The sequence below is a fragment of the Bacillus sp. FSL R5-0416 genome (assembly GCF_037975425.1).
GTDB classification, from domain to species: Bacteria; Bacillota; Bacilli; order Bacillales; family Bacillaceae; genus Bacillus; species Bacillus subtilis.
The window spans coordinates 67,712-82,274 of record NZ_CP150252.1 but is presented as its reverse complement, the minus strand read 5'-3'; the positions used below and the strand labels follow the sequence as shown (position 1 = coordinate 82,274).

The window sequence follows — 14,563 nt, the reverse complement described above, 5'->3', positions numbered from 1 at the left end:
CATGGCATATTTGATGCACGAAATATAAAAAAACTCCCGGCGGACCGGGAGTTTTGGCTTTTTTTAATCGAATTGATACAGCGGCGTGCTTAGATAACGTTCGCCGTTACTTGGAATGATGGCCAATACTTTTTTGCCTTTTCCGAGTTTTTTTGCTACTTGAAGAGCAGCATAAATTGCCGCACCTGATGAGATGCCTCCGAGAATTCCTTCTTCACGTGCAGCTCTGCGGGCATATTCGAATGCTTCTTCATTCTTCACAGGGAAGATTTCATCATATACTTCAGTGTTTAAGATGTCCGGCACGAATCCAGCTCCGATTCCCTGAATTTTGTGGGGGCCTGGTTTTCCTCCTGAAAGCACTGGGGAATCTGACGGTTCAACAGCGTAAATCTTGATGGAAGGGTATGCTTCCTTCAGCACTTCGCCCGCTCCCGTAATCGTTCCGCCCGTTCCGATTCCGGCTACAAATGCGTCAAGCTGGTCATCACCGAATTGCTCAACGATTTCTTTACCCGTTGTTTGGCGGTGAATTTCGGGGTTAGAAGGGTTGTTAAACTGCTGCGGCACAAAGTATCCGTGCTTTTCAGCAAGCTCTTCAGCTTTCTTAATGGCGCCTTTCATGCCTTCCGCACCAGGAGTCAGCACAAGCTCAGCACCGTATGCGCGAAGAAGGTTGCGGCGCTCCATGCTCATTGTATCAGGCATAACCAAAATGGCTTTTAATCCTTTAGCAGCAGCAACCATTGCAAGCCCGATTCCAGTATTTCCGCTTGTCGGTTCAATGATTGTATCACCGGCTTTTAATTTTCCTTCTTTTTCAGCCGCTTCAATCATGGCTAAACCGATACGGTCTTTTACACTGCTTCCAGGGTTCATGTATTCAAGTTTTAGATATACATCCGCACTGTTTTCATCTGCAAGGCGATTTAATTTAACGATTGGCGTATTCCCAATTAATTCAGTAATGGAGTTTGCTACACGTACCATTCTCGACACCTCAATTTCCGACTATTTGTATTGGTATTATGTATATAATCTATCAATTTCAAAATTTTTTGTCAATCACTTAGTACTTTTTTCCCCATAAAACCAAGATACATCGGCTTCTTTCCAAAGGGTCTTAACTGTCGCTTTATCACCTAGCTGATCCATTGCGATTTGCCGTCTGATCTGGTCCTTTACTTCATCAAATGAGAACGTTCTTGCCTTTAGTTTTTCTTTCAGCTGGATAATGGCATATCCGTTGCTGACCTTTATTGGTTCCTGAGACCATTCATCCTCTTTGAGTGTTTTCGCCTCTTCAATGTATGCTGATGGAATGTTGTCTGATGCCTCTGTAACAAAACCTAAATCTCCGCCGTATGGTGATGTATATCTGTCTGTAGATCTTTCGGCAGCGACAGCTTCAAAGCTTGATCCGCCTTTCAGTTCTTTCAGGACTTCTCTCGCTTCTTCTTCATCTTTTACAACAATGTGCCGAATTCGATACGAATCATCAAACTGATATAGTTCCTTATTTTTATTATAGAATGATTTCAATTCTTTGTTTGAGATATCGATATCCCTTGTTAACAATTCCTCAAGGAGGATATTATAACGAATTTGATCTTTCCACTCTTTCTCCGTCGTATGTTCATCTTCGTAAAAGGAATTGTTGACCGCTTTAATCAGCAAAAACTCACGATCTACTTCGCTTTTGGATACTTTAAGGTTGTTCTTTTTAGCCAGCTGCTGAACAACTCGGACATTGATCATATCTTCAAGCGTTGACTTACCATACTGGTCTTCCATTTCTTTCAGCCATTCTTCTCTTGTTACACTCTTGCCTCCGATAGTTGCAATAGACTCACCGGATGACGAAGCGCCGGCTTGGGATTTCGTCAGCGTATATGCAACAGCAATACAGCAAACCAACAGCGCCCCTAAAATAATGGTCCAGATTGTTCTTGATTTCAAACCTGCTTTCAGCCCCTTTTCTCAAATTAAAAACCCGCTAAAGAGCTTAGCGGGTAGTTTGGTCACGAAGCCCTTCCAGCTCTTCTTTTGTAAATAAGTACTTTTCATTACAAAAATGGCATACTGCTTCGGCTTGTCCATCTTCTTCTATCATATCTTGAATTTCTTTTTTGCCTAGTCCTAAAATGGCTGTTTCGAACCGTTCTTTTGAACAAGGGCAATGGAATCTGACAGGCATCGTTTCCAAAATCTCAGGTTTCTCGCCTAGGACTTCTTCTAAAATTTCTTCTGGTGTCAGCCCTTTTTGGATGAGCTTAGAAATCGGCTCTACTTGAGATAGACGCTGTTCAATTTTTGTGATTGTTTCATCATCTGTTCCCGGCATCAGCTGAATAATAAAGCCCCCTGCCGCAAGAATGGTATTGTCAGGATTCACGAGCACACCTACGCCCACTGATGAAGGAACCTGCTCAGATGATACAAGATAGTAAGTGAAATCATCTCCTAATTCTCCTGAAACGATTTCTACTTGTCCTGTGAAGAACTCGCGCAAACCTAAATCTTTTACGACACTTAACGTTCCGTTTGTTCCAACCGCACGTCTGACATCAAGCTTGCCTTGTTCATTTAAATCAAAATGAACTTGCGGGTTAGAGACATAGGCTCTGACTTCTCCTTTGGCATTGGCATCAGCTACAATAGCTCCGATCGGACCTCCGCCCTCGATTTTCACGGTCAGCTTATCATCGCCCTTCAGCATAGCGCCGAGCATGAGTGAAGCTGTCATTGTGCGGCCCAATGCAGCGGATGCTGTCGGCCACGTACCATGGCGTCTCTGCCCCTCATTTACCATATCAGTCGTTCTCGCCGCATAAGCCCGAACTTTTCCGTCATACGCAAGTGCTTTTACTAAATAATCCATTACTAAACCTCCTATACACTTCCTACGCGGTTTCTTTCATAAATCAATTCCAGCCCTTTTAGGGTTAAGAATGGATCAACGATGTCTATACAATCTGATTCGTTCGCAATGAGCGGCGCCAGGCCTCCTGTCGCAATGACCTTTGGTTCCTGTTTTGCCTGCCATTTCATTCGCTTAACGATTCCTTCCACTTGGCCGACATAGCCAAATAAAATCCCAGATTGCATCGCGCTAACAGTGTTTTTTCCGATAATATTGTCGGGCCGGGTGATTTCGATACGCGGAAGCTTTGCTGCACGCGAGTAAAGCGCCTCTGTCGAAATTGTAATCCCAGGGGCAATCGCCCCGCCCATGTATTGTTTGTTTTCATCAATATAGCAGTACGTTGTGGCGGTTCCGAAATCGACAACAATTAATGGATTGCCGTACAAGTGTATCGCAGCGACAGCATTTACGATTCTGTCTGCCCCCACTTCTTTCGGATTGTCATATTTTATATTTAAACCGGTTTTCATACCTGGACCAACAATTTGAGGCTCGATATGAAAGTATTTTGTGCACATTCTTTCTAACGCAAACATGATTGGCGGCACTACGGACGAAATAATAATGCCATCTATCTGTTCAAACATAAGCCCTGAGTGATCAAATAAGGAGCGCAAAATCATCCCAAACTCATCTTCTGTTTTATGCCTGCTTGTTTCTATACGCCAGTGATATTCTAATTTTCCATCATGATATACACCAAGTACAGTATTGGTGTTCCCCACATCGATAACCAGTAACAACCTCTATCACCACTTTTGAATAGTTTCTCTACTTTACTTTTTACAAACATTCTACAATACCATACACGATCAGCGGCTCATTTGTAAACAAATCGATACCAGAATTGGATGATTGTAAAAGCCGCACCTGAGCACATCATTTACATAAAAAAACTGCCAGCGTCAGCCGGCAGTTTTTTTAGAAAGAAAGCGAATTACTCTTTCGTATCGTCTTTCTTTTCTTCTGTTTTTGTCAGAATGTTTACTTTCACATCATCGTTCTTTTCATCATCTGAGAAATTACGCTCAGGTAATGTTCCATGATCGATAAGGTGTTTGATTTGTTCAGCGTCAAGCGTTTCAACTTTCAGAAGCGTTTGGGCAATCAATTCAAGCTTGTCACGATTTTCAGTCAGGATTTGTTTCGCACGCTCATAACATTCTTTGATGATGCGCTGAATTTCCTGATCAATTTCATAAGCGATTTGATCACTGTAGTTCTGTTCATTGTTGAAATCACGGCCTAAGAATACCTGACCGCCCTGAGACTGTCCAAATTGCAACGGTCCCAGTTTTTCTGACATACCGAATTCCGTAACCATTCGTCTTGCAATATTCGTCGCACGCTGGAAGTCATTGTGCGCCCCTGTGCTGACTTCACCGAAGATAATCTCTTCAGCAACACGTCCGCCCAAGAGGCCGACAATTTTATCAAGCAGCTCCGGCTTTGTTTGGAAATAACGGTCTTCTCTTGGCAGCATAACAGCATAACCGCCAGCCTGGCCCCGAGGAACAATCGTTACTTTATGAACCATATCTGCCTCATCTAAAACGAGACCGATAACGGTGTGTCCGCCTTCGTGATAAGCCACGATATTGCGTTCTTTCTTGGAGATAACGCGGCTCTTCTTAGCAGGTCCGGCAATTACACGGTCCGTTGCTTCGTCAATATCACGCGCATCGATTTTTTTCTTGTTTTGACGAGCCGCTACAAGCGCAGCTTCATTCAAGAGGTTTTCTAAGTCAGCGCCCGAGAAGCCTGGTGTTCTCATGGCAATTGATTTTAGGTTAACCGTTTCATCCAGCGGTTTGTTTCTCGCATGGACTTTCAATACAGCTTCACGGCCAATGACATCTGGACGGTCCACTGTAATTTGACGGTCAAAACGTCCCGGACGAAGTAAGGCTGGGTCCAAGATGTCCGCACGGTTCGTCGCAGCAATGATGATAATTCCTTCATTAGCGCTGAATCCGTCCATTTCAACAAGCAATTGGTTTAGCGTCTGTTCACGTTCATCGTGTCCACCGCCGAGACCAGCGCCACGCTGGCGTCCGACTGCGTCAATTTCATCAATGAAGATCAAACAAGGCGCATTCTTTTTCGCATTTTCAAACAAGTCACGCACACGGGAAGCACCGACCCCTACAAACATTTCAACGAAATCAGATCCGCTGATGCTGAAGAAAGGTACGCCGGCTTCTCCTGCACAAGCCTTGGCAAGCAATGTTTTACCGGTACCCGGAGGTCCGACTAAAAGCACGCCTTTCGGTATTCTGGCGCCGAGCTCGGCAAACTTGCGGGGATCTTTCAGAAACTCAACAACTTCAACAAGTTCTTGCTTTTCTTCGTCAGCCCCTGCAACGTCTTTAAATTTGACGCGTTTCTTTTCCTCTGTATACAGCTTCGCTTTACTCTTGCCAAAGTTCATGACACGGCTGCCGCCGCCTTGAGCCTGATTGAGCAGGAAGAAAAACAGAATAAAGATAATGACAAATGGGATGATGGTCGTCAGGAACGTCACCCATCCGCTTGTTTCTTGCGCGGGCTCAACCTTTACGTCTGTCTTTTTCAAAGCGTTAAATATCTGGTCTGCTCCCTTTCCTTCAGGAACATGAGTCAAAAAGTATTGATCTTTGTCGTAGTTTTTCAGCTGCCCTTTTACCTCATAAACACCTCTGACAGGCTGAACCGATACGCTATCAACTTTCCCGTCATCCAGGTTTTTGATGAACGTACTGTACGACATATTTTCTGTTTTCGGATTTGAGGTCTGGAAGTAGCTCACAACCCCGATTACTACTAATAAAATAAGTAAATAAAAAATGGTATTACGGAAGACCCGATTCATTCCTTACCTCCTCCCACAGTAAGCACAACTATGTTCAATAGTACCATAGAAAATCATTCCAATACAAACAATAACCATCTCGGAAGCAGGCTGCCGATCAGCTTTCATAAACTGCCGGTTTTAACACTCCGATATAAGGCAGATTGCGATAGCGCTCAGCATAATCAAGTCCGTAACCCACTACAAACGCGTCAGGAACTTCAAAACCGACAAAGTCTGCTTTGATGTCTGCTTTTCTTCCGCTCGGTTTATCCAAAAGGGTAACAATCTTAATTGATTTTGCTTTACGGTATCGGAAGAGCTCTACGAGATAACTTAAGGTTAACCCACTGTCGATGATATCTTCAATAATTAAGATGTCCCGGCCCTCTACAGATGTATCCAAATCTTTAATGATTTTTACTTCTCCAGAAGAAACCGTAGAATTTCCGTAGCTTGATACATCCATGAAATCCATTTCCAAATATGTATCAATATGCTTGATAAGATCCGCCATAAAAGGAAGTGCTCCTTTTAACACACCGATTGCCAACGGAAATGTATCTTGATACTCGCTCGTTAATTCTGCACCTAACTCTTTTACTTTCTTTTGTATCTCTTCCTCTGAGATCAGTACTTTCTCGATATCATGTTTCATCATGATTTTGCTTGCCCCCTACACTTTTCATGCTGTCTATATTGTAATACAATGCGGTCGCTGTTTGGAATCACAAGATCTTCAAAAATTGATTTTTTCAAGCCAGGTATCCAGATAATTTCACCGCTTGCGTCCGTCACAATCGGCCAGTTGTCTCTTTCTTGGAGAGGCAGTTTCTTATCAATAAATATATCCTTTACCTTTTTTGAGCCGTTCATCCCTTTTAGTTTGATCCGGTCTCCAGCTTTTCTCGTCCGGATTGTTAAGGGAAACCGCACCTTTTTTTCACTTGTGATAAAAACAGCATTCCCATGTTCTTCAGGCGAGTCCGCATAATGCTTTGCCTCTATCAGATATCCATTAGGGAGTACTGCCGTTTCATCAGCAGCTCCGCTAATTTGGTATTCAAAGGGAACATTTTTGCACTGCCATTGTTCAAATGTAAACAAACATGTCTGATATGATTTGACCACCTTCAGTCCTTTCGGAAAGTCCAGTACTCCTGAAGGACTGCCATTTTCCGCCCAATCGAGAAACTGCTGAATGTGATGGGCTGAAAAGGATGATGGAACGTTTTCATAAAGATAGTTTAATATTAGTTGAACTCCTCTTCTTTGTAAAGGCATCGGGAGGGCAAGCAATTGAGAGGAATTGATTTCAACTGATGTATTAGACTGGCTTGTGATTACTTTATTCATTTCATCTTTCGTTAATGACTGTAAGAATTGCTCATCTTCCGTCAGTGCTTCACTCACTTTCTGAAACCTTTTATGCACATCCGGAGATTCCTGCTTCAAAAACGGGAGCACTGTTTTTCTGAATCTGTTTCTTGTGTAGTCATCTTTGGCGTTGCTTTCATCCGTCCGGTAGCTCAAGCCGTTTTCACGGCAATAGTGAAGGATCTCTTCCTTTGTAATGGGTAAGAACGGCCTGATGATCCGCCCCGTCCCAAAACGTCTAACCGGCTGCATTCCCGCAAGTCCCGTTCCAAGCGTACCCTTAGCCAGTTTCATAAGCATTGTTTCAACCTGGTCATCACCATGATGCGCAAGAGCCAGATAGTCCGCTTGGTGCTTCGACATGATTTCCTCAAAAAACTGGTAGCGGCAATCGCGTGCTGCAGCCTGCTTATTGAGTCCTTTTTCCTGTGCATATGCGGTTACATTGATTTGAGCCGTTTCGCACACGAGCTGTTCAGCTTTACAATAAGCTTGGACAAAACGCATGTCCTCCTCGGATTCCGCACCTCTGAACCGATGGTCAACGTGAGCTGCAATAACATTCGCTGAACGGCCGCATAACGTATGCAACGCGTGAAGAAGAGCCATTGAGTCCGGACCGCCGGAAACGCCTACAATGATTGTCGCCCCTTTTAACGTAAGATTGTGTTTGTTTAAAAAATCTTTGACACTTTTCACAATGTCCTCCTCACAATGAGCAGGTATTTTAAAGATATTCATATCCTAACACTTTCAACCCCTCCAAGCAAAGAAGAAGCATAGGCTCTGCAGTTTGCGCCATTCAGATTAAGAAAAAGATAATATAGGCGAAATAAAGCGCTAAAACACTGATCACGATAAGCGTTGTTTCAAATAACCCCCCCGACTTAGCCGGTTTCTGTTTTGGGGTATATCGCGTCTTCGTTATTTTTCCTTGGCGCGGTATTTGCTGTCTTTGTCGTGTGGCAGGCTGCGGTGATGCTTTTATAGGCTGTTTTCTTTGTGATGCTTTTTGCCCCGCGTCTAGCATATCCTTTTTCATTTCATCTGCGGATTGATAATCTCCGTTCAAGGCTGAAAAAAGTGCTTTTTTATACTTTTGAAGCAGCGGGTTTCCTTCGATGAGAGACCTAAGCTGTTCTTTGGGCTGGTTCGTTTTCTTAAATTCTTTTTTATGCACACTGTTGATCATAATCATGGCAACTGCGAACAGATCATAGGATGGCTCTGCCTTTCTTGTTCCATACCCCCAATAGCCTCTGTCATAAAACTCCGTATACTCTTTTATCGCCCGGCCTTCCTTTGTCGTGCCGCCCACATCAATGCAGCGGATCCTTGCGGGCGGACCAGTTACGATCAGATTATCAGGTTTAAGATCGCCGAATATCCATCCTTGCTGGTGAAGCACCGATAAGCTGGATAACAGCTGAATCATTAATACAGGTATCCACTCTGCTCCTTTATCACTGACATACTTCAAAAGCAGCGGCCCTTTTATGTATTCCATTGCATAAAATGAAACTTTCGTATTGGCACTGGGAATATAGGCATCATCCGTATCAAAAAAAGAAGGCCCCATCGTAACGGACTGGGCCTTTGAGAAAGATTTCAAGACATTCACTTCAGAAGTAATAGACAGGCTGTCATCACTCACCTTTAAGGCAACATGTCCATCTGATGTTTCTGCCAAATACACAATTCCATTGGCCCCTTTACCAAGCTGTTTACGCAATGTATAAGTGTTTCCATTCCACTTGCCTTTGATTGTCGTACCCGGCTTGAGGCTACATGCCAAACTCGTCAAAGCGTCGTTCATCATCTGCCAGCATGCCCCTTCTTGAGCGTATTTTTTCAAACTGCAGTGTCGCTTCACGAATCGCCGGACCTGTCGGCGTGATGCCGCCTGTCGAAAGCTTTGCAAAGAGTGTGGAAAGAGATTGCAGCTTCGGTGTCCAGTTCAGCACAAGCTCGACCTCTTGTTTTTTCCCGGGAAATATACACATCGCAAATTCGTTATTCCCGATTCGGGAATTGAGGCTTACAGACAAATCAATCAGCGCCTCTTTTACTGTTGGAAGCTTTGGCGCCATACTTGCACTTGTATCAACAAGAACCAAAACCTGAAGATGCACCGTTTCTCCAAGCTCGTCTACCACTTCCATGACTTCGCCGCGTTTTTCCGGAGAAAGCTCTTCCATTTCCACATTCTTTCCGAGAATCTGTTTCAGTTCTTGATTGACTACACCTTGTAAGGTTTGCGTCATCGCTTTTTTTGTTACCATTTGAACAGTTTGTGAAAGCTGAGATGCATAAACGACTTGGTGCACGCCTCCTCCGGCAAGTGCAATCCCTTCGACTTCCTTCATTGCCTCAGGGTCAATTTGATTTTCTTCCATTATACCAATGACATTTACCGTAATCCCCTGCTCTTTAGCAAAAGCAGCCATTGCAAGCGGGTCTTCCCCATGGTTTGAGCAGCCATCCGTTATCAGCAAAATTTGATTTAAATGTCCGTTGTTCACATTCATTCCTCCTGGAGAATACGAGGATTCTCAGATTCATATATTCCCATCTTCGCCAGAAGAAATTTGATTTATACGGAAGCGTTATGAAATTTCTTGTTTGTTTTGAAAGATTGCCGGAACAGGAATGGATGCCCACTTCGGTGTATTGTGATCAATCCGGACGACAACAACAGTCATATCGTCCTCAATTTGGCCGGATCTTGTGCGGATGACTTCTTCCATAAGCAAATCGGCAATCTCCTGCGGGTCATTTGTTTTCAACCCTTTCATTTTACGCTTCATCCATAAGTCGTGATTTTCCACATGCTTAGGCCCCTCAAAAATGCCATCACTCATCATAATTAAGAGGTCACCCGCTTTCAACTGTTCACTCACAACCTCCACATCGAATTCATTAATAATACCGATTGGCAGATTGCTCGCTTGAACTTTCATGACCTGGTCACCCCGTTTGATAAAGCTAGGCGTCGATCCAACCTTCAAAAATTTACAACTGGCATCTTGAAGATCGATAATAGATAGGTCAAGCGTGGAATATATTTCGTCAGTTGTCCTTAGAGACAGTATGCTGTTGATCGTTTTAATTGCTATTTTTTCATCAATTCCCGATTCAAGGATTTTTTCAAGAAGCTTGATCGTTTCATTGCTTTCAAAGTGCGCTCTTGCGCCATTGCCCATTCCGTCACTGATTGCTGCAGCATATTTTCTGGCTCCAAGCTCCATCATGCTGTAGCTGTCACCGGAGACAAGGCCGCCGCCCTTCGCAGCGTGAGCAGCTCCCGTGGACACCCTGTATGATTTTGTTGATCCAAAGGCGACATGGCTGTATCCATTCGGATGCGGAGAGTGCTGTTCGGCTTTCACAAGAATTTGTTCTTCCAGAATGTCAGAAAGCATAGGAGCAATGATTTTTTCACTTTCTCCATGTCCGCTGAACGGAATGGTCATTTCAATATCGATATTTCCTTGTTCAAGACTATAGATCTCGACATGCTGAATCTCAATTCCGAAATGCTGAAGCGCTTCTATGATTTGCTCTTCCTGCAGAAAGTGCTGTTCTCGCTCTCTTTTTATTTCCCGAGAAAAGTCGGCCATAACCTCAGAAACGCCTAAAAGCTGTTCAGCAACAAGGCGCCTGCTGTCTTGGACTTTTTTCTTGAGTGTCAAATGGGCATGATGATGTGCGAGCTCATCCTCAATCAGCTCTTCAACCTGCTTGGATTTAGAACAATACTGTTGAAACTCTTTTTTCAGCCTTCGGTTTGATGCATATTCTTTTTCCTCTGTTTCAAGCATAACTTGTTTCATTAAATCATATGTTTTATCAAAGTTCTGTACCCAGCACCTGTTTTTCTTGTAGCACGTCTGACAGGAATGCTCCGTGATTTTGCTTAAGAACAGATCAACTTCGCTGTCATCTGTCTGTTCGTCTGACGCTTGGTAAAAGGTTGCAAAGCTTTCAGACAGCGCGTGAAATACATTGGAGAACTGGTCTACCTTCTGAGCAGTGACATCACGGATTTTTCTAGCGTATTGCTGTTGCTCTTGAAGATGCTCGACAGTTCCCGGAATATATCTCGCCACTTTCCTTGTAATAGATTGAGGTGTGAGCAAAAACAGGCCGACTGCGATTAATGACTCATAGAGCGTTGTCATCAGACCGGCAGAGCCTTCACCATATAAAGATATAAGAAGTGAACCAACGATAAGACCGATTGCTGCACCCGCTTTTTTTCCTTCCTTCAGTAAACCGCCCAATAAACCGGAAAAAGCAAGCAGACTCATTTGATATAGGTTTCCGATATTCGCCAAGCCAAGAATCAGGCCGGTCACAACACCAACCGTACAGCCGATGCTTGCTCCGCCAATAAAGGAAAAACTCAATACAACATAACGAGCCAATATATGTTCTGCCTGCATCCCTTGGTAGGACAAGCCGGCCAGCCCCGTTAAAACAGAGGCAATAAGAATCATAAAGCAAATGATTTCCTCTATTTTTAATGATTGTTTCACTTTTTTCACAGTAAAAATCGGAAGGCTCTGAAGGAAAATCAGTGTTAAGATAAACGATAGTCCAGCCTCAACGATAGCCATTACATAATCATAGGTTGTAAATACGCCATTTTGGGCATAAACAAACCCGGCTCTTGCTGCGGCCATCGAGAAGAACACGACAATCGGGAGTGCTTTTACACGATCGTCGGTAATGAAGGCAGCCACTTTAGAAAATACGAAGAATGCCAGCAATGCCGCCAGTATGAGCAATGAGTGCTTTGGAGATATGGTCAGCGCACCTGCAAGCACAGCCAAAACCGCATAAAACGCTTTGTCTCTTCTGATAAGAAGCATCGCTCCAAAGAAAGGAAGTGCGAAAGGAAGCACCTCGGATAATATGAAAGCCCGTCCAAGCAAAAATCCGATGACAACATAAATGAATCCTTTATAGAAAAACAGTGAATGCAAATGATGAGTCACCAGCTTCGTGCCCCTGTTAAAAAACGATTGGAGTTTTTCCAAAGCTTGTCCCGCCATTGGCCCGTTCACTCTTCTTTCTGCTTTTTCCATTCCTCTCATCTCCCACCTGTTATATTCGTTGCCTGTCATTATAGCGAAAGCACAGATAGGATTTTGTCAAAAGAAGGTAACAATACCAAAGAAATCTTCGACGGTTTCTGCCTTGATATTCGTTTATGAGAAGAATTTCCGGAATGTTGTCTAAAAATGAAAAAAATCGGCTTCTGCAAGAGAAACCGATTTTTTAGGATGACCCGTACGGGATTCGAACCCGTGTTACCGCCGTGAAAGGGCGGTGTCTTAACCGCTTGACCAACGGGCCAAACAAATATGGTAGCGGCGGAGGGGATCGAACCCCCGACCTCACGGGTATGAACCGTACGCTCTAGCCAGCTGAGCTACACCGCCATATTGTTTTGTGCTTCTAAGCACAAGTTATATAATACAAAGGTTTGTCTCTTTCGTCAACAGAAACTTTAATGTTGTAATTTTCTGACTCTTAAAGAGGATGAGGATAATAAAAAAGCATCCGTCGGGATGAACGGATGCTTCATTTATTTTATAGAAAGCAGCAAGTTATCCTCTTCTTGCTCCGCGCCCTCCACGTTTTGATTCCGTATTGCGTTTTAAAGATGACAAGCGATCTTCGCTGTCTTTTAAAAACTTATTCATTTTCTGTTCAAAAGATTCTTTCGGACGGAAATCATTTCTAGGTCTGGCTTGCGGACGGTCTTTAGCTTTTTTAATAGATAAACCAATTTTCCCGTCTTTTTCAACGTTGATGACTTTCACTTCAACTTGGTCGCCGACTTTTAAGTGGTCGTTAATGTCTTTGACATAATTATCAGCTACCTCACTAATGTGAACGAGACCGGTTGAGCCTCCAGGCAATTCAACAAATGCTCCAAAATTTGTAATACCTGTAATTTTCCCTTGCAACTTGCTGCCAACTTCAATCGACATAAAAAAAGTGCTCCTCCTTAGGCTTATAAAAAGATCGTTTGCTTAATTATACCTAAATAAAAATTTAAGTGTCAACAAGGCTACTTGCTCTTCTTCTCCACATTGAAGATAATTTCTCCGTCTCCAGACATGAATAAGTCCCTTCTGGCAAGCTCTGTGACGTAATCCTCATCCTTCAATTTGGATATTTCTTCTTTTAAATCCGTTTGTTTTGTCTTTAAACTTTTCAGTTCTTTTTCAAGCTGTTCTTTCTTTTCTTCTTTTGCACTAAGGGAAGATGTTTGAGACCAGACAGAGCTTGCCAGCACAATTGCCGTCAGGAATACTAGGGCGCCGAATACAGTTAACCGTCTGTACAGCCCTTTGCGTCTTCGTTTCTTCAGCTGATTTTGCCGTTCTACTTGTTCTTTATAGTCGTTTTGTATTTCAGTTATCGTTCGTTCCCTGGAAAAATTCAAACCAGACGGTCCTCCTTTCATTTCTTCAAAAACCGTGTAATGGTCGTTCTTATGGTTATCAATAGTTTCTTCTTCTTTTTGAGAAATCCTGCACCTTTTTCAAAATAACGTCTAAAAGTTAGACGCATTTTCACAGGAAGAAGTTTCAAACATTGTTTCGCGATAAAACGGATCGGAAAACACAGAACCATGACTATTTTATATAGACACAGCAGGAGAAAACCTATCAGGCTGTATGTTTTCTTGAATAAAAATGCCGCCAGCCAGATGATCGCTCCGCATGTCCACACAATAGGACGAAATAACACGTGCTGAATGAGTTTTTTGAAGAATTGATAAACAGAAACAACAAGGTAAATGAAGAATTTCAGTATTTTTATATAGATTCGTTTGCAAAGGCTCTGATACGTCGCAACGCCCAGCAGAACCGCTAAAAAGATGTAAATCCTGAATTCTCCCTCATTTACATGAAGCAAAACATAAAAGAAAAGCAGCCCTTGCACAATCCAGAAAAGAATATCATGAATAAATAATAGCCATCTGGCTGTTTTGGCACGAATGACAAAGAGCCGGTATGTATCAAGCGAAGCACCAAGCCAGAGACCCATACCGGACATCGCCAGCATTGTATAGAATTGTGTCGTCAGCGTCATTTAAACAACTTGCTAAAAAACCCTTTAGCTTTATCCCCTTGTTGTTCGTCTAAGTACACTAAATCAAATACCCTGCCTTTAATCGAAACAATCCCTTTTTCCACATCAAGATTTTTCATCTGTAGGTTTTGGCCTCTGACGGAGAGCATTCCCATCACCGTTTCCAGCAGGAATTCTTCGTTATCAAAACTCTCCACATGCTTAACCCCAGAAATATCTAAATGCTTCCGGCCTTTCATTGTCACATCATGTTGTTCCGGAACAGACGAAGAACCTTTTTGATCATAATATGAATTCATCTATTCAGCCCCCATATC

At 43.1% G+C, this 14,563-nt stretch carries 14 protein-coding genes and 2 tRNA genes; all 16 read right to left on the bottom strand.

Annotated features, from left to right (window positions below; translation table 11 throughout):
* Positions 1-63 precede the first annotated feature (63 nt).
* The 16 genes from cysK to yabP all read right to left on the bottom strand — a co-directional run bounded on the left by cysK (position 64) and on the right by yabP (position 14,545).
* Entirely contained in the window at positions 64-990 is a 927-nt protein-coding gene (cysK, locus tag NYE20_RS00435; RefSeq protein ID WP_003218399.1) for a cysteine synthase A, read from the bottom strand.
* A gap of 75 nt (positions 991-1,065) precedes the next feature.
* On the bottom strand, positions 1,066-1,959 hold the full coding sequence (locus tag NYE20_RS00430) for a peptidyl-prolyl cis-trans isomerase (RefSeq protein WP_124048694.1): 894 nt from the start codon (positions 1,957-1,959) through the stop codon (positions 1,066-1,068).
* Positions 1,960-2,005: 46 nt separating this feature from the next.
* Positions 2,006-2,881 (bottom strand): redox-regulated molecular chaperone HslO, encoded by an 876-nt coding sequence (gene hslO, locus NYE20_RS00425; protein WP_003226695.1) that lies wholly within the window; start codon positions 2,879-2,881, stop codon positions 2,006-2,008.
* 11 nt (positions 2,882-2,892) lie between these two features.
* The gene (locus NYE20_RS00420; RefSeq protein WP_010886388.1) at positions 2,893-3,669 is read right to left on the bottom strand and encodes a type III pantothenate kinase; all 777 of its coding nucleotides are present in this window, start codon (positions 3,667-3,669) and stop codon (positions 2,893-2,895) included.
* A gap of 194 nt (positions 3,670-3,863) precedes the next feature.
* Complete coding sequence (gene ftsH / locus NYE20_RS00415) at positions 3,864-5,777, bottom strand: ATP-dependent zinc metalloprotease FtsH (RefSeq protein WP_003243881.1); 1,914 nt, start codon at positions 5,775-5,777, stop codon at positions 3,864-3,866.
* A 97-nt stretch (positions 5,778-5,874) separates the two neighbouring features.
* Positions 5,875-6,417: a hypoxanthine phosphoribosyltransferase gene (gene hpt / locus NYE20_RS00410; protein WP_003226700.1), complete on the bottom strand. Its 543-nt coding sequence runs from the start codon at positions 6,415-6,417 to the stop codon at positions 5,875-5,877.
* Positions 6,414-7,832 (bottom strand): tRNA lysidine(34) synthetase TilS, encoded by a 1,419-nt coding sequence (gene tilS, locus NYE20_RS00405; RefSeq protein WP_070548359.1) that lies wholly within the window; start codon positions 7,830-7,832, stop codon positions 6,414-6,416. The genes hpt and tilS overlap by 4 nt, the downstream gene beginning before the upstream one ends.
* Before the next feature lie 103 nt (positions 7,833-7,935).
* Positions 7,936-8,952: a serine/threonine protein kinase PrkT gene (prkT, locus tag NYE20_RS00400; RefSeq protein ID WP_213419825.1), complete on the bottom strand. Its 1,017-nt coding sequence runs from the start codon at positions 8,950-8,952 to the stop codon at positions 7,936-7,938.
* Complete coding sequence (locus NYE20_RS00395; protein ID WP_003243782.1) at positions 8,918-9,655, bottom strand: VWA domain-containing protein; 738 nt, start codon at positions 9,653-9,655, stop codon at positions 8,918-8,920. The genes prkT and NYE20_RS00395 overlap by 35 nt, the downstream gene beginning before the upstream one ends.
* 84 nt (positions 9,656-9,739) lie before the next feature.
* On the bottom strand, positions 9,740-12,223 hold the full coding sequence (spoIIE, locus tag NYE20_RS00390; RefSeq protein WP_015253002.1) for a stage II sporulation protein E: 2,484 nt from the start codon (positions 12,221-12,223) through the stop codon (positions 9,740-9,742).
* Between the two features lie 199 nt (positions 12,224-12,422).
* Positions 12,423-12,494: transfer RNA gene (locus tag NYE20_RS00385), tRNA-Glu, on the bottom strand.
* Between the two features lie 9 nt (positions 12,495-12,503).
* Positions 12,504-12,580: transfer RNA gene (locus tag NYE20_RS00380), tRNA-Met, on the bottom strand.
* A gap of 168 nt (positions 12,581-12,748) precedes the next feature.
* Positions 12,749-13,135 carry a S1 domain-containing RNA-binding protein gene (locus tag NYE20_RS00375; protein WP_003218379.1) on the bottom strand — a complete coding sequence of 129 codons (387 nt, stop codon included), beginning with the start codon at positions 13,133-13,135 and terminating at the stop codon, positions 12,749-12,751.
* An 80-nt stretch (positions 13,136-13,215) separates the two neighbouring features.
* Positions 13,216-13,593 carry a cell division protein DivIC gene (gene divIC, locus NYE20_RS00370; protein ID WP_003243211.1) on the bottom strand — a complete coding sequence of 126 codons (378 nt, stop codon included), beginning with the start codon at positions 13,591-13,593 and terminating at the stop codon, positions 13,216-13,218.
* A gap of 17 nt (positions 13,594-13,610) precedes the next feature.
* Complete coding sequence (yabQ, locus tag NYE20_RS00365) at positions 13,611-14,246, bottom strand: spore cortex biosynthesis protein YabQ (protein ID WP_021479720.1); 636 nt, start codon at positions 14,244-14,246, stop codon at positions 13,611-13,613.
* Complete coding sequence (gene yabP / locus NYE20_RS00360; RefSeq protein WP_003226714.1) at positions 14,243-14,545, bottom strand: sporulation protein YabP; 303 nt, start codon at positions 14,543-14,545, stop codon at positions 14,243-14,245. The genes yabQ and yabP overlap by 4 nt, the downstream gene beginning before the upstream one ends.
* Positions 14,546-14,563: the final 18 nt, after the last annotated feature.